The organism is Litchfieldia stipae (assembly GCF_014837155.1).
Taxonomy (GTDB): domain Bacteria; phylum Bacillota; class Bacilli; order Bacillales; family Bacillaceae_L; genus Litchfieldia.
This window is the reverse complement of sequence record NZ_JACYHA010000006.1, coordinates 25,236-46,363: the sequence shown is the minus strand read 5'-3', so window position 1 is coordinate 46,363 and position 21,128 is coordinate 25,236. Positions and strand designations below refer to the sequence as shown.

23 protein-coding genes are annotated in these 21,128 nt (G+C 36.5%); 18 read left to right on the top strand and 5 right to left on the bottom strand.

Annotation, left to right across the window (positions count from 1 at the left end; all coding sequences use genetic code 11):
* The first annotated feature begins 298 nt into the window (after positions 1-298).
* The 11 genes from glyQ to F7888_RS09290 all read left to right on the top strand — a co-directional run bounded on the left by glyQ (position 299) and on the right by F7888_RS09290 (position 11,655).
* Entirely contained in the window at positions 299-1,189 is an 891-nt protein-coding gene (gene glyQ / locus F7888_RS09340) for a glycine--tRNA ligase subunit alpha (protein ID WP_191778920.1), read from the top strand.
* The gene (gene glyS, locus F7888_RS09335; protein WP_191778919.1) at positions 1,182-3,260 is read left to right on the top strand and encodes a glycine--tRNA ligase subunit beta; all 2,079 of its coding nucleotides are present in this window, start codon (positions 1,182-1,184) and stop codon (positions 3,258-3,260) included. The genes glyQ and glyS overlap by 8 nt, the downstream gene beginning before the upstream one ends.
* 184 nt (positions 3,261-3,444) lie before the next feature.
* Positions 3,445-4,083 (top strand): helix-turn-helix transcriptional regulator, encoded by a 639-nt coding sequence (locus F7888_RS09330; RefSeq protein WP_191778918.1) that lies wholly within the window; start codon positions 3,445-3,447, stop codon positions 4,081-4,083.
* A 26-nt stretch (positions 4,084-4,109) separates the two neighbouring features.
* Entirely contained in the window at positions 4,110-4,922 is an 813-nt protein-coding gene (locus F7888_RS09325) for a pyruvate, water dikinase regulatory protein (protein WP_191778917.1), read from the top strand.
* Positions 4,923-5,229: 307 nt separating this feature from the next.
* Positions 5,230-5,706 (top strand): YaiI/YqxD family protein, encoded by a 477-nt coding sequence (locus tag F7888_RS09320; protein WP_191779077.1) that lies wholly within the window; start codon positions 5,230-5,232, stop codon positions 5,704-5,706.
* A 37-nt stretch (positions 5,707-5,743) separates the two neighbouring features.
* Entirely contained in the window at positions 5,744-7,561 is a 1,818-nt protein-coding gene (gene dnaG / locus F7888_RS09315; RefSeq protein WP_191778916.1) for a DNA primase, read from the top strand.
* 47 nt (positions 7,562-7,608) lie between these two features.
* Positions 7,609-8,733: an RNA polymerase sigma factor RpoD gene (rpoD, locus tag F7888_RS09310; protein ID WP_191778915.1), complete on the top strand. Its 1,125-nt coding sequence runs from the start codon at positions 7,609-7,611 to the stop codon at positions 8,731-8,733.
* An 86-nt stretch (positions 8,734-8,819) separates the two neighbouring features.
* Complete coding sequence (locus F7888_RS09305) at positions 8,820-9,374, top strand: hypothetical protein (protein ID WP_191778914.1); 555 nt, start codon at positions 8,820-8,822, stop codon at positions 9,372-9,374.
* A gap of 227 nt (positions 9,375-9,601) precedes the next feature.
* Entirely contained in the window at positions 9,602-9,955 is a 354-nt protein-coding gene (cccA, locus tag F7888_RS09300; protein WP_191778913.1) for a cytochrome c550, read from the top strand.
* A gap of 187 nt (positions 9,956-10,142) precedes the next feature.
* Positions 10,143-10,859: a tRNA (adenine(22)-N(1))-methyltransferase gene (locus tag F7888_RS09295; protein WP_191778912.1), complete on the top strand. Its 717-nt coding sequence runs from the start codon at positions 10,143-10,145 to the stop codon at positions 10,857-10,859.
* Positions 10,843-11,655 carry a Nif3-like dinuclear metal center hexameric protein gene (locus F7888_RS09290; RefSeq protein ID WP_191778911.1) on the top strand — a complete coding sequence of 271 codons (813 nt, stop codon included), beginning with the start codon at positions 10,843-10,845 and terminating at the stop codon, positions 11,653-11,655. Before F7888_RS09295 ends, F7888_RS09290 begins: the two co-directional genes overlap by 17 nt.
* A gap of 58 nt (positions 11,656-11,713) precedes the next feature.
* Here F7888_RS09290 and F7888_RS09285 read toward each other — a convergent pair whose 3' ends face one another.
* Both F7888_RS09285 and vrrA read right to left on the bottom strand, forming a co-directional pair.
* Positions 11,714-12,655 (bottom strand): 4-hydroxy-3-methylbut-2-enyl diphosphate reductase, encoded by a 942-nt coding sequence (locus F7888_RS09285; protein WP_191778910.1) that lies wholly within the window; start codon positions 12,653-12,655, stop codon positions 11,714-11,716.
* Positions 12,656-12,759: 104 nt separating this feature from the next.
* The gene (gene vrrA / locus F7888_RS09280) at positions 12,760-13,389 is read right to left on the bottom strand and encodes a VrrA/YqfQ family protein (RefSeq protein ID WP_191778909.1); all 630 of its coding nucleotides are present in this window, start codon (positions 13,387-13,389) and stop codon (positions 12,760-12,762) included.
* Between the two features lie 267 nt (positions 13,390-13,656).
* Between vrrA and F7888_RS09275 the strand changes: the two genes are divergently transcribed.
* Together F7888_RS09275 and F7888_RS09270 are read left to right on the top strand one after the other, a co-directional pair.
* Positions 13,657-14,976: a DEAD/DEAH box helicase gene (locus tag F7888_RS09275; RefSeq protein ID WP_191778908.1), complete on the top strand. Its 1,320-nt coding sequence runs from the start codon at positions 13,657-13,659 to the stop codon at positions 14,974-14,976.
* Between the two features lie 51 nt (positions 14,977-15,027).
* Entirely contained in the window at positions 15,028-15,921 is an 894-nt protein-coding gene (locus tag F7888_RS09270) for a deoxyribonuclease IV (RefSeq protein ID WP_191779076.1), read from the top strand.
* A 46-nt stretch (positions 15,922-15,967) separates the two neighbouring features.
* Here the strand turns inward: F7888_RS09270 and F7888_RS09265 are convergent, their stop codons facing one another.
* A complete protein-coding gene (locus F7888_RS09265; RefSeq protein ID WP_191778907.1) occupies positions 15,968-16,231 on the bottom strand; it encodes a DUF2624 domain-containing protein in 264 nt (87 codons plus the stop codon).
* Positions 16,232-16,390: 159 nt separating this feature from the next.
* Between F7888_RS09265 and F7888_RS09260 the strand changes: the two genes are divergently transcribed.
* Genes F7888_RS09260 through F7888_RS09250 form a run of 3 tightly spaced genes read left to right on the top strand, consistent with a single transcriptional unit; the run spans position 16,391 to position 18,421 of the window.
* Positions 16,391-17,170 carry a metal ABC transporter ATP-binding protein gene (locus F7888_RS09260; RefSeq protein ID WP_191778906.1) on the top strand — a complete coding sequence of 260 codons (780 nt, stop codon included), beginning with the start codon at positions 16,391-16,393 and terminating at the stop codon, positions 17,168-17,170.
* A gap of 1 nt (position 17,171) precedes the next feature.
* Positions 17,172-18,014, top strand: coding sequence for a metal ABC transporter permease (locus F7888_RS09255; protein WP_191778905.1), 843 nt, complete (start codon positions 17,172-17,174; stop codon positions 18,012-18,014).
* Entirely contained in the window at positions 18,011-18,421 is a 411-nt protein-coding gene (locus tag F7888_RS09250; protein WP_191778904.1) for a Fur family transcriptional regulator, read from the top strand. Before F7888_RS09255 ends, F7888_RS09250 begins: the two co-directional genes overlap by 4 nt.
* Positions 18,422-18,464: 43 nt before the next feature.
* On the opposite strand, the gene F7888_RS09245 is transcribed toward F7888_RS09250, so the two are convergent.
* Positions 18,465-19,031, bottom strand: a complete 567-nt coding sequence (locus F7888_RS09245; RefSeq protein ID WP_191778903.1) for a hypothetical protein — start codon at positions 19,029-19,031, stop codon at positions 18,465-18,467.
* Between the two features lie 156 nt (positions 19,032-19,187).
* Here F7888_RS09245 and F7888_RS09240 point away from each other — a divergent pair, with 156 nt between their 5' ends.
* Together F7888_RS09240 and F7888_RS09235 are read left to right on the top strand one after the other, a co-directional pair.
* Positions 19,188-19,586, top strand: coding sequence for a DUF308 domain-containing protein (locus F7888_RS09240; protein ID WP_191778902.1), 399 nt, complete (start codon positions 19,188-19,190; stop codon positions 19,584-19,586).
* Positions 19,587-19,667: 81 nt separating this feature from the next.
* Positions 19,668-19,880, top strand: coding sequence for a hypothetical protein (locus F7888_RS09235; RefSeq protein WP_191778901.1), 213 nt, complete (start codon positions 19,668-19,670; stop codon positions 19,878-19,880).
* A gap of 35 nt (positions 19,881-19,915) precedes the next feature.
* Here the strand turns inward: F7888_RS09235 and ispG are convergent, their stop codons facing one another.
* Positions 19,916-21,046 carry a flavodoxin-dependent (E)-4-hydroxy-3-methylbut-2-enyl-diphosphate synthase gene (gene ispG / locus F7888_RS09230; RefSeq protein WP_191779075.1) on the bottom strand — a complete coding sequence of 377 codons (1,131 nt, stop codon included), beginning with the start codon at positions 21,044-21,046 and terminating at the stop codon, positions 19,916-19,918.
* Positions 21,047-21,128 lie beyond the last annotated feature (82 nt).

The window sequence follows — 21,128 nt, the reverse complement described above, 5'->3', positions numbered from 1 at the left end:
ATCACAAAAATTTTGGATTAATATGCTAATAATAATATGATACGTTGACGGAAAGTAGTACTAGATCCTCTCTATATAAAGCGAACCTAGGATAGTGAAAGCTAGGCAATAGATGAACTAGGAAGGCGTTCTTGAGTATAAACTGTAAAAGAGGCTACTGATTTGACAAATGTCATAAGTAGCAAATAGGGTGGAACCGCGGGTTAACTCTCGTCCCTATGTCTATCGCTGACATAGGGACGGGAGTTTTTTATTTTGTCTACTATTCGTCAGTTCAAATCTCAATGGAGGTGTGTTTATGAACATACAAGATATGATATTAACACTGCAAAAACACTGGTCAGAACAAGGCTGTATTCTTATGCAGGCTTATGATGTGGAAAAAGGGGCAGGAACTATGAGCCCATACACATTTTTACGAAGTATTGGACCTGAACCTTGGAATGTGGCTTATGTAGAGCCTTCAAGAAGACCAGCTGATGGAAGATATGGAGAAAATCCAAATCGACTATATCAGCATCATCAATTTCAAGTCATTATGAAGCCTTCTCCTGACAACATTCAAGAGTTGTATCTTGATTCACTTAAAGCTCTTGGAATTGATCCATTGAAGCATGATATTCGCTTCGTAGAGGATAACTGGGAAGCACCTACGCTTGGTGCTGCAGGACTTGGTTGGGAAGTATGGTTAGATGGGATGGAAGTGACTCAATTCACTTACTTCCAGCAAGTAGGTGGACTGGAGTGTAAACCAGTATCTGTTGAAATTACGTATGGAGTGGAAAGACTTGCTTCATACATTCAAGACAAAGAAAATGTCTTTGATCTAGAATGGACAAACGGCTTCACGGTTCGTGATATTTTTGGTCAACCAGAATATGAGCATTCAAAATATACGTTTGAAACCTCTGATACAGAGATGCTGTTTAACTTATTTTCGATTTATGAAAAAGAAGCACATCGTCAAATGGACGAAGGGTTAGTTCACCCTGCATATGATTATGTACTAAAGTGCTCTCATACATTTAATCAGTTAGACGCTAAAGGGGCTATTTCAGTCACTGAAAGAACGGGTTATATTGGGAGAGTTCGAAATCTTGCTCGAAAGGTTGCTAAGACCTTCTATGATGAGCGTGAAAAATTAGGCTTCCCAATTCTTCAACAAAAAGGAGGTGCTGACCATGAGTAAACGAGATTTACTGATTGAAATCGGACTCGAGGAAATGCCAGCACGATTTATAACAGATGCTAGCAATCAGTTAACAGACAAATTTACAAATTGGTTCCTTGAAAAAAACATTGCGTATGAAACAATTGAAGGCTATTCAACTCCTAGGAGATTAGCCGTTCTAGTCACAGCTGTTTCTGAAAAGCAAGAGGATGTAGAACTAGAAGCGAAAGGTCCTGCTCGAAAAATTGCCTTAGATCAAGAAGGAAATTGGACAAAAGCAGCTATTGGCTTTACTCGTGGTCAAGGAGCTAATGTTGAGGATATTTATTTCAAAGAAGTGAATGGTGTTGAGTATGTTCATGTACGGAAGTTTGTTAAAGGGTTAGAAACGAAAGAAACTTTACATGAGCTTGAGCAAATCATTACATCACTAAGCTTCCCGAAAAACATGAAATGGGGAAATGAAGACTTACGCTTCGTCCGACCAATAAAATGGTTATTAACATTATTCGGTAATGAGATTATCCCTATTTCGATTACTGGGGTAGAATCAAGTAACAAATCGCTAGGGCATCGATTCTTAGGTGAAGAAGTGATAATTGATTCACCAACTTCATATGAAACTGAATTGTTAGCTCAATATGTGATTGCAAATGCATTAGAGCGTAAAGAAGCAATTCAAAATCAAATCAAATCACTTGCTGAAGAGAATAATTGGATTGTTCCAATTGATGCTGATTTATTAGAAGAGGTAACAAACCTTGTTGAGTATCCTACTGCCCTATTTGGAAAGTTTGAGGAAGAGTTTTTAAATCTTCCAGAAGAGGTATTAATCACTTCCATGAAGGAGCACCAGCGTTATTTTCCTGTGAAAAGTCAGGATGGCCAACTTCTACCTTATTTTATTACAATAAGAAATGGAGACCACCAGCATATTGATAATGTAGCAAAAGGAAATGAAAAAGTATTAAGAGCAAGACTTTCAGATGCAGATTTCTTCTATAAAGAGGATCAAAAACAAACTATTGCTGACCTTGTGAAGAAATTAGACTCTATCGTATATCAAGAAGAGATTGGAACGCTTGGAGAGAAAGTAAGAAGAATTCAAAAGATCTCAATCGAGCTTGCAAATCTTTTAGACGTTGATGCTACTACACTAGAGAATGCAAGGAGAACTGCAGAGATTTGCAAATTTGACTTAGTAACTCATATGGTATATGAATTTCCAGAGCTTCAGGGGTTAATGGGTGAGAAATATGCAAAAATCCATGGGGAACAAGAAGCAGTAGCGGCTGGAATCAATGAGCATTATATGCCAAGACATGCAGATGATGTTGTACCAGCTTCAACTGTAGGTGCAATAGTGAGTATTGCAGATAAGCTTGATACAATCATAAGCTGTTTCTCAATTGGTATTATTCCAACAGGTTCACAAGATCCTTACGCACTTAGAAGACAGGCGGCTGGAATCGTCCAAATTCTACTTGAAAAGGATTGGAATCTTACATTAGAAGAAGTATTAGCTCTAGCTATGAACGTGTCAGTTGTTCAAGATGCAAAACATTCAACTGAAGGTAATTTACTTGAGGAACTCATTAGTTTCTTCAAATTACGTATACGTAATGAATTATCTAATCGTGCAATCAGATATGATATGATTGATGCAGTGTTAAGTTCAAATGTTGAGCGAATTAGTACATTAGTTAAAAAAGCTGTTGTACTTGACCAACAGAAAGATGATCCTGAATTTAAAGATATCATTGAAGCATTAAGTCGTATCCTTAACATTGCGAAAAAAGGTGAGGAAAAGGAAATAGATCCTTCCTTGTTTGTGTCACAAGAAGAAAAAGATTTATTTGAAGCATATGGTAAGGTACAAACTGACGTTTCAGCAGCATTAGCATCTGGAGATGTAAAAAGAGCTTATCAGTTCCTACGTGGAATGAAGGATGTTATTAATCGCTATTTCGATAATACAATGGTTATGGCTGATGATGAGAGTATACGTGCAAATCGTCTCGCGCAAATGGTACAATTATCTAAAGTAATCAGCCGTTTTGCTAATGTTAATACGATTGTAGTTAAGTAAGCAAACAAAAGGGTGACGTTACCTCATTTAGCTTTTAGATGTATTTTTCAGAGGTTTTACATCAACTAATGCTACAATGAGGTAAGCACCCTGTTTTTTTAGCTGTTTTCTCACATTCAGTCTGCTGGAAATTTCAACAAACTTTTAGGAAACAGTCTTCAATTATATTTGTATAGGCTAGGTGGTGAGTACGATCGAACTAAATAAACGACAAGAACTGATTGTTCAAATTGTGAAAGATAATGGTCCAATAACTGGTGAAGCAATAGCAGATCAATTGAACCTAACAAGGGCTACATTAAGACCAGATTTAGCGATTCTTACAATGGCTGGATATCTAGATGCCCGCCCAAGAGTAGGATATTATTTCACAGGAAAAACTAGTTCTCAAGTATTAACTGATAAAATAAAAAAGCTTCAGGTAAAAGACTTCCAATCGATACCGGTGGTTGTGGCAGAGAACGTATCTGTATATGACGCCATTGTCACGATGTTTTTGGAAGATGTAGGGACATTGTTCGTTGTTGATGAAGGTTCCATTCTTGTTGGTGTCTTATCAAGAAAGGATTTGTTGAGAGCAAGTATTGGGAAGCAAGAGCTTTCAAGTATCCCAGTTAATATCATCATGACGCGTATGCCTAATATAACCATGTGTGAGAAAGAGGACTCTTTAATTGATGTTGCTCAAAAATTAATTGAAAAACAAATTGATGCACTCCCAATAGTGAAACCAACTGAAAAAGGAATTGAAGTCATTGGGAGGATCACAAAAACCAATATGACCAAAGCATTAGTCTCTTTAGCAATAGATGGATTAGTCTAACCACTATAGATTATGGGGGGAAACATATGAGTAATCGGATGATTTTTGTCGTATCAGATTCGGTGGGTGAAACAGCAGAATTAGTTGTGAAGGCTGCGATAAGTCAATTCAAGGATTTAAACACAGAGATAAAGCGAATACCTTATGTAGAGGATATCGCAACGATTAGTGAAATTATCACATTAGCAAAAGACAAATCAGCTATCATCGTCTTTACTCTGGTTGTTCCTGATCTCAGAGAGCATTTACATAAAGAAGCAGAACGAGAGGGAGTCGAAGTCTATGATATTATTGGCCCTCTTATCGATAAAATGGGTACCTTGTATGATACATTCCCTAGTCATGAACCAGGTCTAGTTAGAAAATTAGATGAGGAATATTTTAAAAAAATCGAAGCGATTGAATTTGCTGTTAAATATGATGACGGTAGAGACCCTCGTGGTATTTTAAGAGCGGATATCGTACTTGTAGGAGTCTCTAGAACATCTAAAACGCCACTATCTCAATATTTAGCTCATAAAGGGATTAGAGTTGCAAATGTACCACTTGTTCCTGAAGTGGAGCCACCTGAAGAGTTGTTTAAGGTTTCCCCAAATAAGTGTTTTGGGTTGAAAATTAGTGCTGAAAAGCTCAATAATATTAGACGTGAGCGCTTGAAATCGTTAGGGTTAAACGATCAGGCCATTTACGCAAATATAGACAGAATTAATAATGAGTTAAGTCATTTTGAAGCTGTTGTTGATAAAATCGGCTGTCAGGTGATTGATGTCACAAATAAAGCAGTGGAAGAGACGGCAAATATCATTCTAAGTGTCAAAAACAAACGTAAAATAATATAGAGGAGCATGATGACTCTTAAACACTCTAGCCTTTTTTATTAGTAATGTTAGTGCTAGCTTGGTTGAAGAGTCATTTTTTATAGAAAAAATAGTAGAGTTTTTATCTCTAATGTATTATAATGAAAAAATTGTGATAAAAATGTATAAAATTAGGTTTAGAGTTAGGGAAGATAGAATAAACTATGTATTGTGAGTTGTCAAGGGACAGAGCTGAATTGAAAGAAAAAAAATTCGACATTTTCCATGACTTTGTGTCAGTTTATTTATTTTCTTTAAAAGAAAGAAGGATTCTATGGAGTGATGTAGAATTAAAAAATATGACGAAAAAAAGAAAAAAATAATAGTCGATGCTGATGCTTGTCCAGTAAAGAAAGAAATTGTCAGCTTGGCAAGTACATATCAAATGGAAGTTGTTTTCGTTGCATCCTATGCTCATGTTGTTTCATATGACATTGGTGGAAAATGGGTGTATGTTGATTCTCAAAAAGAGGAAGTAGATCTTTATATTATGAATCATGCAAGTAAGGGAGATATTGTAGTCACTCAGGATATTGGTCTTGCAAGTATCTTAGTGAAACGGGATGTCATTGCAATATCGCCTAGAGGAAAAAGATATCTAGAAAAAGACATGGATGCCGTCTTACATGTTAGGTATCTAGCGGCAAAAGAGAGGCGTGCAGGATCTCACTCAAAAGGACCAAAACCTTTTACAGAAAGTGACCGACAAAATTTTATTACGTCTTTAGAAGGAATTTGTCGAAACTTGCAGGGTTTTTCAATCTAAGGATAGAATACTTTAAGTAGACGGAGTTGTTCGAGTAATGGGAAATCGAATTCCCGAAGAGACAATTGAAAAAATTCGTCAGTCTGTAGACATTGTTGATGTAATAAGTGAATATGTTCAATTGAAGAAACAAGGTAGAAGCTATGTTGGTTTATGTCCTTTTCATGGCGAAAAAACACCTTCCTTTTCAGTCTCAGCCGAAAAGCAAATTTTTCACTGCTTTGGTTGTGGCGCAGGTGGAAACGTATTTTCCTTCTTAATGGACCTTAAAGGGTATTCTTTCACAGAAGCTGCAAAAACGTTAGCAGAAAATAATCATATTGAACTCCCATCTGAAATAAATCTAGTTTCTCAATCAAACAACAAACATCAAAACGAAATGTCCATTATGATCGAGGCACATGATCTTCTAAAGAAATTTTACCATCATTTATTGGTAAATACAAAAGAAGGCCAAGAAGCTCTTGATTATTTGTTAAACCGAGGTTTTACAAAAGAAATTATTGAGCAATTTGAAATTGGATATGCTCTAGATTCGTGGGATTATATTTCGAAGTTTCTTCAGAAACGAGGCTATAGTCTTGAATTGATGGAAAAAGCAGGCTTGCTTGTTAAGAAAGAAGATAATGGGTCATTCTTAGATCGATTTCGTAATCGAATCATGTTTCCAATTTGGGATTATCAAGGGAAAACAATAGCGTTTTCTGGACGGATTTTGACTTCTAACCAAGAACCAAAATACATAAATAGCCCTGAAACTCCGATTTTTAACAAAAGTAAGACTCTATATAATTTCCATCATGCTAGATTGCATATTCGAAAAAAAGAACAAGTCATTCTTTTTGAAGGATTTGCTGATGTCATTTCTGCAACTGGAGCGGGTCTTTTACATTCCATTGCTTCGATGGGGACTTCACTAACTGAAGAACAGGCGAAAATGATTCGAAGGAATGTCGAATCAGTCATTCTCTGTTATGACTCTGATCAAGCTGGTATTGATGCTGCTTTTAGAGCATCTAAGATCTTATCAGATGCCGGTTGTTACGTAAGAGTTGCTCTAATGCCTGAAGGTCTTGACCCTGATGACTACATTAAGAAATATGGTAGTGAAAAGTTCAACAATGATGTAATAGGGGCAAGTTTGACACTGATGGCGTTTAAGATGCAATACTTTCGTAGAGGAAAAAACCTTCAAGATGAAGGAGAACGGATGCGTTATATCGAAGAAGTACTTAAGGAAATTAGTACTTTAGATAGCGCCGTAGAGCGTGAGCACTACATGCGTCAGATTTCTACCGAGTTCTCTGTATCAATCGAGGCGCTTAAGGAGCAGCAATCTCAATTTAATAAAAGTGAGTTCAAGAAAAAGGATAATGGCAATCAGAATAGAAATAATATACCTAGAAGAACTACTTTACAAAAGAGATTACTGCCAGCATTTCATAATGCAGAAAGATATTTAATCGCACATATGCTTAGAAATAAGGATATTGCCTATAAAGTTCAAACTGAGCTTCAAAGTGAATTTAATATTGAAGAACATCGAGCAATTGTAACTTATCTTTATGCATTCTATGAAGAAGGAAATGAACCGAATCCAAGTGCATTTCTACAGCGGTTGAGCGATGAGAGTTTATCTAGAGTAGTCACTGATATTGCAATGCTACAGATAAATGACGAAACAGCAGACATTGAAATAAGAGACTACATTAAACAGGTGTTGAAACATCAAAAGTTGTCAATGCTAAGTGAAAAGGAATTAGAGAAGCAACAAGCAGAGCGAGAGAAGGATTTTCTAAAAGCAGCGACAATTGCTAACGAAATCATCCAAATAAAAAAAGTACTTAATAACTAAGTGTAATTAACCTCTAAAGCTCACTAGTTTTGAAAGGAGGGGAACTTATGGCTGAAAAGTCAGCACGTTCTAAAGAAATGGAAACAGAAATTACAATTGATCAAGTAAAAGACCAATTAACTGAACTTGGTAAAAAACGAGGTGTTCTGACATACGAGGAAATTGCAGAGAAAATGTCTGGATTTGAAGTAGAGTCAGATCAATTAGATGAGTATTATGAGTTCCTTGGAGAGCAAGGTGTTGAATTACTAGGTGAAAGTGATGAAGAAGCTGATCCTAATGTTCAACAATTGGCTAAGGAAGAGGAATTTGATTTAAACGATTTAAGTGTTCCTCCTGGAGTAAAGATTAACGACCCTGTAAGAATGTATCTAAAAGAAATTGGCCGAGTTGATTTACTATCTGCTGATGATGAAATTTCGTTAGCTAAACGTATTGAAGATGGCGATGAGGAAGCAAAACGACGCTTAGCAGAAGCAAATTTACGTCTTGTTGTAAGTATTGCAAAACGTTATGTTGGTCGTGGAATGTTATTCCTTGACTTGATTCAAGAAGGAAATATGGGTCTTATTAAAGCTGTTGAAAAATTTGATTACCGTAAAGGATATAAATTCAGTACGTATGCGACATGGTGGATTCGTCAAGCGATTACTCGTGCGATTGCCGACCAAGCAAGAACAATCCGTATTCCTGTTCATATGGTTGAAACTATTAACAAATTAATTAGAGTACAGCGTCAATTACTTCAAGATCTTGGACGTGAGCCTTCACCTGAAGAAATTGGTGAGGATATGGATTTAACACCAGAAAAAGTCCGTGAAATTCTAAAAATTGCTCAAGAGCCTGTTTCATTAGAGACACCGATTGGTGAAGAGGATGATTCACACTTAGGTGACTTTATCGAAGATCAGGATGCTACTTCTCCTTCAGAGCACGCTGCATATGAGCTTCTTAAAGAGCAGCTTGAAGATGTACTAGATACATTAACAGATCGTGAAGAAAATGTATTACGTCTGCGCTTTGGTCTTGATGACGGAAGAACTCGCACACTTGAAGAAGTAGGTAAAGTATTTGGTGTTACACGTGAACGTATCCGTCAAATTGAAGCAAAAGCTCTACGTAAATTACGCCATCCAAGCCGTAGTAAACGTTTAAAGGATTTCTTAGAATAAAATATGGTTTGATAATGGATGACTCATAGGACTTACTTTCTTTGAGTCATCTTTTTATTATTATAGGTTTTTAAAAGAGGTACCAAATGGATGACAAAATTAGAAAACAAATCATTATAAAAGAAATAACGGATTGGAAGCAATCAAGACTTCTACCAGAGGAATATTGTAATTTTCTACTTACTCTTTATACCGAGGGCAATCAAGAGCTCCTAAATGCAGAAAGCGGAGAAAAGAAAAAAGCAAGAAAAACAATTATTCCAAGCATCGCTATTTTTTTGTTGCTACTCATTTCATTTCTTGTCACTTATTTTACTGAAATAAATTTGGTTTTGCAAATCGTCATTTTTAGTATTTTTATAATTATCTGTGTTCTGGGGGCTGTTATTTTCCGCAAAAATCAGTTATTACAGCATTTTTCCTATATTATAGGTGCGATAATTTTTCTTTTTGCTTCAGTTCACATATGTGATCGTCTATTTATTGATAATCAATATGCAATGTTAGTTACCGTCATGCTTCATACCATTCTATGGTTATGTTTAGGGATATTTTTAAAAAAGAAGTACTTTCTAATCTCAAGTGTATTAGGCTTGCTATTGATTATTATAACATTTATAAAATGGAATTTCATTATTTAAAATTATTAGAAAATAATCATTTAAAAAAATCAATGCTTATAAATAAATAATAACATCAATTTAGTGGAAAATTGAAGATATACCATTTATCAACAGGAAATTTGAAAGATATTTGAACAACTTGTACAATTTGGACTTTCACTTCTCTACAAATTAAAGTAAAATAGAAATTGTTTGAATATAATTTATATATGAATCATGAGTATTTACATAAGGGAGGTAAAGGAATGAACCGTAATCCATTAATTCCATTTGCAGTAATTGCTGTATTAGGAATCGGACTTATGTTCCTATTTTCATTTAACGGATTAGGAAACATGAAAGAACTTGCGAGTGACGGTGAAGCAGCACCAGAGGAAACAGCAGCAGCTTCTCCTGAAGAAATTTATCAAGGGAAATGTTCTGCCTGTCATGGTGTTGATATGTCTGGTGGTGTTGGTCCCGACTTACACGGTGTTAGCGAAAGATATGATGCCGCGGAAATTGAGACTATTCTAAAAGAAGGTAAAGGCATCATGCAGGGCGGACTTGTACCTGATGAGCAGCTTGAAGACATGATCACTTGGTTAAGTGAATTATAATCATAGCTTTTGATGTAAGGGCTCTCCTAGAAGATGCCTGGCACCGATTTATGAAGGGTGTCAGGCATTTCCTATTAGGAGGCTTTTTTGATTATATGAAGATGACTCGATTTTTCTTTCATTTTTCTTTCATCTTAAGTTTTTGTATAATGTATTTGATGAAAATATAAATAAATGTGGTGTGAAAATGAACGAATTACAATTATCAAAACGACTTGAAGCAGTTGCCTCAAATATTCCCTCAGATTCGATCTTAGCTGATATAGGATCAGATCATGCATACTTACCTTGTTATGCTTATTTAAAAGGTCAGATTGTTTCAGCGATTGCAGGAGAGATAAATGAGGGGCCATTTCGCTCGGCACAGGAACAAGTGATGAAATCCAATCTTGCAGATGTCATTGAAGTAAGGAAAGGTAATGGCTTAGAGGTCATTGATCCTAATGAGGTTGATTGTATTACGATTGCAGGGATGGGTGGCACTTTGATTACTACTATCCTAGAAGAAGGCTCTAGAAAACTCGAGGGTGTCTCTAGGTTGATTCTTCAGCCTAATATAGGAGCAATTAATATAAGAAAGTGGTTGTTAGCAGAGGGCTGGGAGATCACCTCTGAAACAATCCTTGAAGAGGATGGAAAGATCTACGAAATTATCGTTGCCGATCGTGGAAATCCTGAGAAGCCATATGATGATATAGAAGCTGGGTTATTACTTGGGCCTTTTTTGTTAAAAGAAAAAAATGAAGCTTTTATTAAAAAGTGGACTCATGAGAAACAGCATTGGATGACAATCTTAACTAATCTACAGCAGGCGGAGCCAACTGCTGAAAATATGAAGAAACAAAATGAAATAGAGGGTAAATTAGCGATTTTAAAGGAGGTATTAGATGAGCAAAATTCCTAATGGCCATGAGGTAATCCAATTATTTGAAACTTTTTCACCAAAGAAATTAGCACTTGAAGGAGACAAAATTGGTTTGCAACTAGGGACATTGAATAAGAAGGTGCAACAAGTGATGATTGCCTTGGATGTGACAGAAGAGGTGGTAGAGGAAGCTATTTCAAAAAATGTTGATTTGATTATTGCCCATCACCCACTTATTTTCCGTCCACTAAAGCATATTCAAACAGACACAGCAGTGGGGAGAATCGTTGAAACATGTATCAAGCATGATATAGCTATTTATGCTGCTCATACAAACTTAGATGTGGCTGAAGGCGGAGTAAATGATTTATTGGCGAATGCGTTGCAGTTAGAGCAACTTCAGATCCTTTCTCCATCCTATACAGAACAAGGGAAGGAGTATGGATTAGGAAGAATTGGGAATTTATCGACTGAAATGACGTTAAGCGAATTTGCAGACCATGTCAAAGTAGCTTTAGGTGTGAACGGAGTAAGGGTGGTAGGAGTATTAGACAAAATGATCAAAAAGGTTGCTGTCTTAGGTGGAGATGGTAACAAATATATATCAGAAGCGAAGTTCAAAGGCGCTGATGTGTTGGTAACAGGGGATCTCTATTATCATGTAGCACACGATGCGTTGATGATGGGGTTGTCAGTCGTCGATCCAGGACATCATATTGAGCAAATAATGAAAAAAGGGGTAGCTGATAAATTATCAGTTATGATTAGCAACAAAAAGTGGGATATTCATGTCTTCGCTTCAGAACCATCTACAGACCCATTCGTATTTATGTAAGGATATATACATAAAAAAGAGGCTATTTTAGCCTCTTTTTCGAATTGGACAATGAAAGCTATTTTGTTTTCACTTTCGGCAAAATCTTATGAAGTGGTACACTACGCTCTCTTTTCCAAGTTGATTCATCAGTAGGATCGAACTGTTCTAGAAATGTAATGACTTCCTTTGTGATTGGAGTAGGAGTAGAAGCACCTGCAGTAACAGCAACATTCTTAGCGTTCATTAACCATTCCACTTGTATTTCACTTACATCAGCTACTCTGTATGCTGTTGTTCCAGCAATTTCTAATGAAACCTGTGCTAATCGGTTCGAGTTATTACTCTTAGGATCACCTACAACGATTGTTACATCAGCAGCAGATGCTTGATTTGCTACAGCTTCCTGGCGAACTTGAGTAGCCAGACAAATCTCACGGTGAATTTCAGTTTGTGGATATTTTTCTTGTACTCGGTCCATTATATGTTGAACATCCCATTGACTCATCGTCGTTTGGTTTGTCACAATTAATTTTTCATTTGATAGGTTCAACTGTTCAACGTCCTCGAGGGTTTCAACAAGATGAACTTGATTAGGAGCTACACCTACCGCCCCTTCTGGCTCAGGGTGCCCCTTCTTACCAATGTAAATAATGTGATGGCCTTCTGCTGTCTTTTCTTCGATTAAATCATGCGTTTTTGTAACATCAGGACAAGTTGCATCTATCGTGACAAGTCCTTTTTCTTTTGCTAGTTTTTTTACTTCCGGAGATACACCATGTGCGGTGAAAATAACGGTACCTTCATTGACATTTTTAAGGATATCAAGTCGGTTTTCTCCATCTAGTGTAATGATGCCTTCTTCTTCGAATGCGTCTGTTACATGTTTATTATGAACAATCATCCCTAGGATGAAAATAGGTCTAGGTAGAGATTTATCTAATGCTGCATTTTTTGCAATAACCATTGCATCAACAACACCATAGCAATAACCACGTGGTGCAATTTTGATGACTTCCATTGTTTTGACCTCCTCAGGTTAAGACGATAGAGACAATCGCTAATCTCTTAATCTCTTATATTATAGCTGAGTAAGGTGCAAATTTCAAAGCTGATATACCTATATTAGATATACAGTCTAGGAACAGATTGCCCAGTTTTTGTTGTGCTTGACTTAGTAGTCGTTTTTGGTACGTCACGGCCATCATCTTCTGCATGAGCTTCAGCTGTGTTCTCAGGTCTACTTTTTTTCTTTTCAGTTTGCTTTTCTTCAGTTGATGTATCTTCTTCTGAATTACTACTATTTAACTCTCGATACAGCTTGATCATAGATGGGATATTTTTAACTAATGGCCCATATTGCTGTACCATTGGCATGACTGATTCGGCAGTGTGGAGTGCTTTCTGAACGTTACCTAAGATGGCTCCTAGGTTAGCAGGATTTGTTAATCCTTTTAAGGTAGAAGCGGCGTTAGCGGCCCCTGAAGCAGAAGTAGCAACATTTGCTGCATTTGCAGCGTTAAAACCAGCCCCCATAAATGAGCCTGGCCCACCCATGAAATTTGTAGGGTTCATTGCACCTGGCATCATTCCAGTTGGTGCAGCACTCCCACCTTTGAAACCAGATAGTAATTTACTGAGAAAGCCTCCACCACTTCTATTCATTGCTTGAGTGGGCATAGATGGTCCCATCATAGGTCCTGGGTTCATCCCCATACCCATTCCACGAGGCATTCCTCTTCCAGGAAAAAACATAGTTGTTCCTCCTTCCTTTCATGTAAATACGAAAGATTTAAGTTAAGAGACTAGGGTGATATACCGATCATTTATTTAATCCTTCACCTTAAGGTATGCACGAACGTTAGGATGTGTTTAAGGTTTAAATAGAATAGGCGAAAGTTAAAATAATGGTTGTATTGGTTTTTTTTATCAAAATCAGATATAATGGTTTGTTGTGTTAAACTTGTACGTTTTAAGGAAGAATAAGCATATTAAATGCTATAAAATGAGGGATTTATAAAAATGGATACAAACCAATTTAAAAGATTTCAGTTCCAACCTTTTATTATTGAAGCAATTAAAGAGTTGGGATTTACTAAACCGACAGAAATTCAAGAACGATTGATTCCGACTATTCATCGTGGTGAAAGTGCAATTGGGCAATCACAAACGGGAACAGGGAAGACTCATGCATATTTGTTACCAATCATTGATAAGGTTCATTCCTTGTCACAAGAGGTTCAAGTGGTTATTACTGCGCCTACAAGGGAACTAGCAACACAGATTCACCAAGAAGTTGTAAAAGTGATTAAACATACTGAAGGTGAACAACAAATAACCTCAAAATTATTTGTTGGTGGCACGGACAAGCAACGAACGATTGAAAAGCTAAAGACTCAACCGCATATTGTCGTTGGGACTCCAGGTAGAATCAATGACCTTGTTAAAGAACAGGCCTTATTTGTTCATACAGCTAAAACTTTAGTAGTCGATGAAGCTGATTTAATGCTCGACATGGGATTTATTAATGATGTGGACCAAATTGCTGCGAAAATGGTAGAGAAGCTGCAAATTCTTGTGTTCTCTGCAACCATTCCAGAGAAATTAAAACCATTTTTAAAGAAATATATGGATAATCCGAGATATACACATGTTGCTCCGAAGCAAGCAACAGCTGCGAAAGTGGAGCATGTATTAATACCGTTAAGACATCGAAAAAAAATAGACTTATTACATGAGATGCTCACGCTGTATAATCCGTATTTAGCGATTGTATTTACTAATACGAAGAAAATGGCTGATAAGGTTGCCGATGGTCTACTTGAAAAAGGACTTCGAGTTGGTCGAATTCATGGAGGTTTAAGCCCAAGAGAACGTAAAAAAGTGATGAAGCAGGTAACAGAGCTTGAATATCAATTTGTTGTAGCAACAGACTTAGCTGCAAGAGGAATTGATATAGAGGGTGTTAGTCATGTTATTAACTATGAGCTACCTTCAGACTTAGATTTCTATGTCCATCGTGTTGGAAGAACAGCACGTGCAGGATTCTCTGGTGTCGCAGCTACAATCTATGAACCATCAGATGAGGATGCACTAGTTAAATTAGAGAAGATGGGTATTACGTTCACAAACATTGACGTTGAAAAGGACGAATTTGTAAAAGTTGGTGAACGAAATCGTCGAAAAACACGACAAAGACAAAGTGATGAAATTGATGAAAAGGCAAAAAGCTTTGTTCGAAAGCCAAGCAAAGTAAAGCCTGGATATAAGAAGAAAATGACTAGAGAAATGGATAGTATTAAACAGCGTGAAAGAAGAATCAAAAAAAGAAATAACAAATAAACGATGGTTGAAGCAATGAAAAAAAAGGGAGAAAGAATGGGAGTGAAGAAAATGTTGAAAATAGGTTCTCACGTATCAATGAGTGGCAAGAAAATGCTCTTAGCTGCAAGTGAAGAAGCAGTGGGCTATGGTTCTAACACTTTTATGATCTATACGGGTGCACCCCAAAATACAAGACGTAAGAAAATTGAAGATTTAAATATTGAAGCAGGTCTTGCACATATGTCAGAGCATGGCATCGGGGAGATCGTTGTTCATGCTCCATATATTATTAATATTGGCAATACAAGTAACCCAGATACATTTGACCTAGGAGTTCGGTTCTTAAGGTCTGAAATTGAACGTACGGATGCTCTTGGGGCAAGACAGATTGTTCTCCACCCAGGAGCTCATGTTGGTGCTGGTGTTGATAATGGAATTAATCGAATCATTGAAGGGCTAAATGAAGTGATCACAAAGGATCAGAATGTCCAAATCGCTCTTGAAACAATGGCCGGAAAGGGTTCTGAATGTGGAAGCTCCTTCGAAGAATTAGCAAGGATTATTGATGGGGTTACACATAATGAGAAAATGTCTATTTGTTTCGATACTTGCCATACACATGATGCAGGCTATAATATTGTAGAAGATTTTGACGGAGTTCTAGAACAATTTGATAAAATGATTGGATTAGATCGATTGAAGGTCCTACATATAAATGATAGTAAAAATGAGCGCGGAGCTAAGAAGGACCGTCATGAAAACATTGGTTTTGGGCATATTGGCTTTGATGCATTAAGTTATATTGTTCATCATGATGCACTTAAGGATGTTCCGAAAATCCTTGAAACACCTTATGTAGGAGAGGACAAGAACAGCAAAATGCCTCCATATAAGTTTGAAATCGACATGTTAACGAAAAAAGAGTTTGATCCTAATCTTCTTGAAAAAATCATACAGGGTTAAATAGAAATAAGCGGACTCCCACATTGTGTGGCAGCCCGCTTTGTTTCTATTTCGTGAATTCATTAAAGAGACTATTTAATTGGCGTGCTACTTCTGGACTTGTAACTACTGCAATTTCTTTAAGTATTTTTTTTCGTTCCTCATCGTTAAAAATATCAATTTTAGTGTTAGCTTTTGATTTTAAGTATTTAACAGCTTTTTGTGCTTGTGGTCTAGTAAGTGAAATGTCGTATTTCTTACTGTATGTTAGAAGCTCTTCTACAGTAAGTGTTTTAATTTTTTGATTAACAATTTTTTGGTATATATTCAATGCACTCCCACCTTTCTTATTAAACTCTATGAGGAATGTTCTTGAAATGTGCATAAAAAAGCTATAAAGGAAAGAAGCTTTACAAAATGAGTGATTTTAATGTATACTTCTTTAAGTAAATCGTAACGATTCTAATTTGATAGATAATAAGGTGATGTAATGAAAGATGAAACGCAACCTATTTTAGAACTTTCTCATGTAACTTTTAAATATGAGGATAGAAATGTTCTTGAAGATATTAACATGATAGTTCCCAAGGGAGCTTTTTTAAGTTTGGTAGGTCCAAATGGTTCTGGTAAATCCACCTTGCTTAAGTGTATTTTAGGCTTATTAAAGCCACAGCAAGGAAAGATTCAATTGTTTGGAATCGATCATTCTAAATTCAAAGAAAAGTACAAGATTGGCTTTGTATCACAGAAAGCAAATAGCTTCAATACAGGTTTTCCGGCAACTGTATTTGAGGTGGTAGCAAGCGGACTTACGTCTAAGCTTGGTCTATTTCGATTTCTATCTGCAGAAGATAAACAAAAAGTAAAAGAAGCTGTTAAATCAGTGGGAATGCTCCAATTTCTTGAACGAAATATTGGTGAGCTATCTGGCGGGCAACAGCAAAGGGTATTCATTGCACGGGCATTAGTTAGTGACCCAGAATTACTTATATTAGATGAGCCAACGGTTGGGGTTGACGCTCAGACTGTTCAAGGCTTCTATGAATTATTAGAAGAATTGAACAAACAATTAGGATTGACGCTTATACTAGTTACTCATGATGTTGGGACTGTAAGTGATAAAGTAACACATGTAGCATGTTTGAATAAACATCTACACTTTCACGGAAATGTGAAGGAATTTGATGAATTTAAGGAACATGATTTGTCAGAGCTATACGGTCATGGTGTACATCTCATCACTCATGATCATAGTCATGGGGGACAGTAAGATGATTAGTGGATTATTTCAATATGAGTTTATTCAAAATGCTTTTATCGCAGGGATTTTGATTGGTCTAATTGCTCCTTTATTAGGTGTATTTATCGTTGTAAGACGATTATCCTTGATTGCAGATGCTTTAAGCCATGTCACTTTAGCGGGAATTGCAGCAAGTTTGTTTCTTGAAAAAAAACTTGGCCTCGTTCAAGGTCTGAATCCATTATATATGGGGATGACATTTTCTGTGATAGGTTCTCTATTTATTGAGAGACTAAGGCTTGTCTATAAGCATTACCAAGAGCTTGCGATCCCAATTATATTATCAGGTGGAATAGGAATCGGAGTCATTTTCATTTCATTGGCAGAAGGGTTTAATACAGACTTATTTACTTATTTATTTGGAAGTGTTAGTGCAGTTAGTCGAAGTGATATGTGGACGGTTTTAGGGATTACTGTATTTGTTCTTCTTGTAGTCTTTTTTCTTTATAAGGAATTATTTTTGCTCTCATTTGATGAAGAACATGCAGTTGTTTCTGGAATTCGAGCTAAATGGCTACATTTTATCTTTATCATTACAGTTGCTTTAGTTATTGCAGCGTCGATGAGAATTGTAGGAATTATGTTGGTCTCTTCACTGATGACATTACCAGTTGCTGCTAGTATGAGAATTGCAAAAGGGTTTAAGCAAACGATCTTTTTATCGGTGATTTTTGGTGAAATATCAGTTATTATTGGATTAATATTATCTTATTACTTGAATTTGGCGCCTGGTGGAACAATTGTTGTTTTAGCCGTTGTGATTTTAATCGGTGCAATTTTGTGGAAAAAGTGGTGGAGAGGACGATCACAATGAATGTAACACAAGCATTAGAATTGATGAAAGAAAAAGGGTTCAAACATACAAACAAAAGGGAAGAGATGTTGGAGATTTTTTCTAAGCATGATAAGTATTTAACAGCAAAGGATGTACTTGATTCAATGAAGAGTGATTATCCTGGATTAAGCTTTGATACCATTTATCGGAACTTATCAATGTTTGCTGAATTAGGCATATTAGAAAGTACAGAGTTGTCAGGTGAGAAGCATTTTCGTTTCACCTGTGGCACCAAGCATCATCATCATCATTTTATTTGTTTGGATTGTGGGAAAACAAAGGAAATTGAGGCATGTCCAATGGAAGGGCTAGCTGACAATTTAAAGGGCTATGACATATCAGGTCACAAGTTTGAAATCTATGGTACTTGTCCACAATGTCATTAAAAAAAGGCTGCCGAGTTGGCAGCCTTCTGTTTTGTTGCTAGGATTATTTAGAATACCAGTGATTAACCCATTGTTTTGCTTCGAGCCAGTCATTAACTCTTATCACCTTTTTAGGAATAGGATCCTGATTGTAAGGTGTGTTAAAAAGAATAACAGGAATATCAAATTCTTCACTTATATCACAAGCGTTATCATGCTTGTCTTCAAAAAAGATGTCTATTTCATGTTTTTTTACAGCAGCTAATTTATTATGTGAGCCAATCAAATCAATTTCATTGTAAGAGATAAGATTTTGTTGAAACCATTTTTCAGTGACATCAAATAAATGATTTCTTCTAGCGCTGATAAAGATTAATTCATGTGTATGCTTCCATTCATCAATTACCATTTTAGCGTTCTTAGCTAATGGCGACTCTTTATAAATAATGGGTTCTTTCTCATCCATCCATTCCCAAAATTGCTCATTAGTGATCCCAATTAATGGGCATAAGTCATATTCCTTCATATCATCTAGCGTAATATTCATGTTAAATGATTCATTAATATAAGGAATAAATGTGGTTGGGCACGTTAATGTACCGTCAATATCAATCCCGAATTTTTTTGTCATCTATGTATATTCCTCCTTAACCCCGCAATAGTTAACATTCTAACATGTTTTATCATTTATTTCATTTGGAAGAAATCATTAACAATTATAATTTTCACTTCGTAGTCCATAATAATAAATGCTTCCAACCACAAAGGAAAGCGAGGGATTAGACACATGGCAGAAGACAACAAACGTGTAGGAACTGACTATGATGAAAATCATGCTGTTGACCCTAATCTAGGGGCTAACACTTATTCGGACTATACTGAGGAAACAGCTGCTGAAGTAGCACCTCCGTTTACTCCAGTTAGAGAAAGAGAACCAGTATACCGAGCAAATACTGGTACTGAGAATAGTGCAGGTACCCAATCGACAGCTGGTACTGGCTTAGGTTGGTTAGCTCTAGCACTTTCAATTATTTCTCTTTTTGTAATGCCGGTATTAATGGGAGCAGCAGGGATTATTATTGGGTTCATTGCAAGAAGAAGAGGTGCAACTGGTTTAGGAGCATGGGCAATCGGAATAGGTGTCATTTCAATTGTTCTTGGCATCTTCATTCTCCCATTTTTTTAACCACAAATAATATGTAACAAATAAAGATATTAATGGGGCAGAGTGGTCATACGCTCTGCTCCTTTTTAAGGAGAGATTTCGTTGAGTAATCAAGAACAAACGAATGAAGCAAATATTAAACTAAACCAAACATTAGAGGATAGCGCGGTACATACAAATGCAACGAGTATTGAGAGTACCAATGAAAAGCTAAATCATGCTTTTTACGAGGGAGATGACAGAGCTGAGGATATTGCTCCGACTTACATGTATAACAATACACCTGCAATTAAGATAAATGAGAAGAGCAAATAGAAAAAGAACTGCCAAATGACAGTTCTTTTCTTGTTTTATTTTGGAGTCGCTTCGACTTGCTCTTGCTCTTCTAAAGCTTTTTTCGCGAAGTATTCTTCAGCGATTTTATCGATTTCTTTTTTCAACTCTTCAACCATTGTCTTCTCTGGTACTTTTCGAACAATTTTACCATGACGGAAGAGTAGACCTTCACCACGGGCGCCAGCGATACCAATATCGGCTTCACGAGCTTCACCAGGACCATTTACCGCACAACCTAGTACTGCAACCTTAATTGGTGCCTTGATCGTAGAGATGTACTCCTCGACTTCATTTGCGATACTGATGAGGTCGATTTCAATCCGTCCACATGTTGGGCAAGAGATAAGGGTAGCTGCATTAGATGATAAACCAAATGATTTCAATAATTCACGTGCAACCTTGACTTCCTCAACAGGATCAGCACTTAAAGAAATGCGGAGTGTATTACCAATTCCTTTGCTTAGAATAGCACCAAGACCGGCTGCACTTTTCACGGTTCCTGCAAAAAGTGTTCCTGATTCAGTAATTCCGAGATGTAGCGGATAATCAAAAGCTTTAGCTGCTTTTTCATAGGCTTCAATCGCAAGGTTTACATCAGACGCCTTCATCGAAACGATAATATCGTGAAAATCTAAATCTTCAAGAATTTTAATATGGTGCAAAGCACTTTCAACCATCCCATCAGCAGTAGGGTAGCCGTACTTTTCAATAATGCGTTTTTCTAGAGAGCCAGCATTTACGCCAATTCGGATTGGAATGCCTTTAGCTTTAGCTGCATTTACAACGGCTTCAACTTTTTCTTTCCTTCCAATATTACCTGGGTTAATTCTAATTTTATCGGCTCCGCCTTCAATTGCTTTTAAGGCTAATTTATAATCAAAATGAATATCAACAACTAGTGGAATGTTTATGCGTTTTTTGATTTCAGGGATGGCATTTGCTGCTCTTTCATCAGGGCATGCAACACGAACTACCTGGCATCCAGCTTCCTCTAATCGCTTTATTTCAGCAACAGTTGCTTCTACATCATGTGTTTTTGTTGTTGTCATACTTTGTATAACTAACTCATTATTACCGCCAATTGTTAAATTACCAACTTTAACTGGACGGGTCTTCGTACGATGAATGATTTCACTCACGAATATCGCTCCTTCAATTTAACTCGTGGAAAGATAAATTTCTTAAATTTTGACGAAATTATATTAGCTTCTCCTGACATATTGTAAC

Excerpts from the sequence above, each read along its gene's own strand:
- F7888_RS09325 (WP_191778917.1), top strand. The coding sequence starts at position 4,110 with ATGAGTAATCGGATGATTTTTGTCGTATCAGATTCGGTGGGTGAAACA.
- F7888_RS09295 (WP_191778912.1), top strand. The coding sequence starts at position 10,143 with ATGAACGAATTACAATTATCAAAACGACTTGAAGCAGTTGCCTCAAAT.
- cccA (WP_191778913.1), top strand. The coding sequence starts at position 9,602 with ATGAACCGTAATCCATTAATTCCATTTGCAGTAATTGCTGTATTAGGA.
- F7888_RS09245 (WP_191778903.1), bottom strand. The coding sequence starts at position 19,031 with ATGACAAAAAAATTCGGGATTGATATTGACGGTACATTAACGTGCCCA.
- F7888_RS09275 (WP_191778908.1), top strand. The coding sequence starts at position 13,657 with ATGGATACAAACCAATTTAAAAGATTTCAGTTCCAACCTTTTATTATT.
- glyS (WP_191778919.1), top strand. The coding sequence starts at position 1,182 with ATGAGTAAACGAGATTTACTGATTGAAATCGGACTCGAGGAAATGCCA.
- rpoD (WP_191778915.1), top strand. The coding sequence starts at position 7,609 with ATGGCTGAAAAGTCAGCACGTTCTAAAGAAATGGAAACAGAAATTACA.
- F7888_RS09290 (WP_191778911.1), top strand. The coding sequence starts at position 10,843 with ATGAGCAAAATTCCTAATGGCCATGAGGTAATCCAATTATTTGAAACT.
- glyQ (WP_191778920.1), top strand. The coding sequence starts at position 299 with ATGAACATACAAGATATGATATTAACACTGCAAAAACACTGGTCAGAA.
- F7888_RS09250 (WP_191778904.1), top strand. The coding sequence starts at position 18,011 with ATGAATGTAACACAAGCATTAGAATTGATGAAAGAAAAAGGGTTCAAA.
- F7888_RS09285 (WP_191778910.1), bottom strand. The coding sequence starts at position 12,655 with ATGGAAGTCATCAAAATTGCACCACGTGGTTATTGCTATGGTGTTGTT.
- F7888_RS09240 (WP_191778902.1), top strand. The coding sequence starts at position 19,188 with ATGGCAGAAGACAACAAACGTGTAGGAACTGACTATGATGAAAATCAT.
- F7888_RS09305 (WP_191778914.1), top strand. The coding sequence starts at position 8,820 with ATGGATGACAAAATTAGAAAACAAATCATTATAAAAGAAATAACGGAT.
- F7888_RS09255 (WP_191778905.1), top strand. The coding sequence starts at position 17,172 with ATGATTAGTGGATTATTTCAATATGAGTTTATTCAAAATGCTTTTATC.
- vrrA (WP_191778909.1), bottom strand. The coding sequence starts at position 13,389 with ATGTTTTTTCCTGGAAGAGGAATGCCTCGTGGAATGGGTATGGGGATG.
- dnaG (WP_191778916.1), top strand. The coding sequence starts at position 5,744 with ATGGGAAATCGAATTCCCGAAGAGACAATTGAAAAAATTCGTCAGTCT.
- F7888_RS09270 (WP_191779076.1), top strand. The coding sequence starts at position 15,028 with ATGTTGAAAATAGGTTCTCACGTATCAATGAGTGGCAAGAAAATGCTC.
- F7888_RS09260 (WP_191778906.1), top strand. The coding sequence starts at position 16,391 with ATGAAAGATGAAACGCAACCTATTTTAGAACTTTCTCATGTAACTTTT.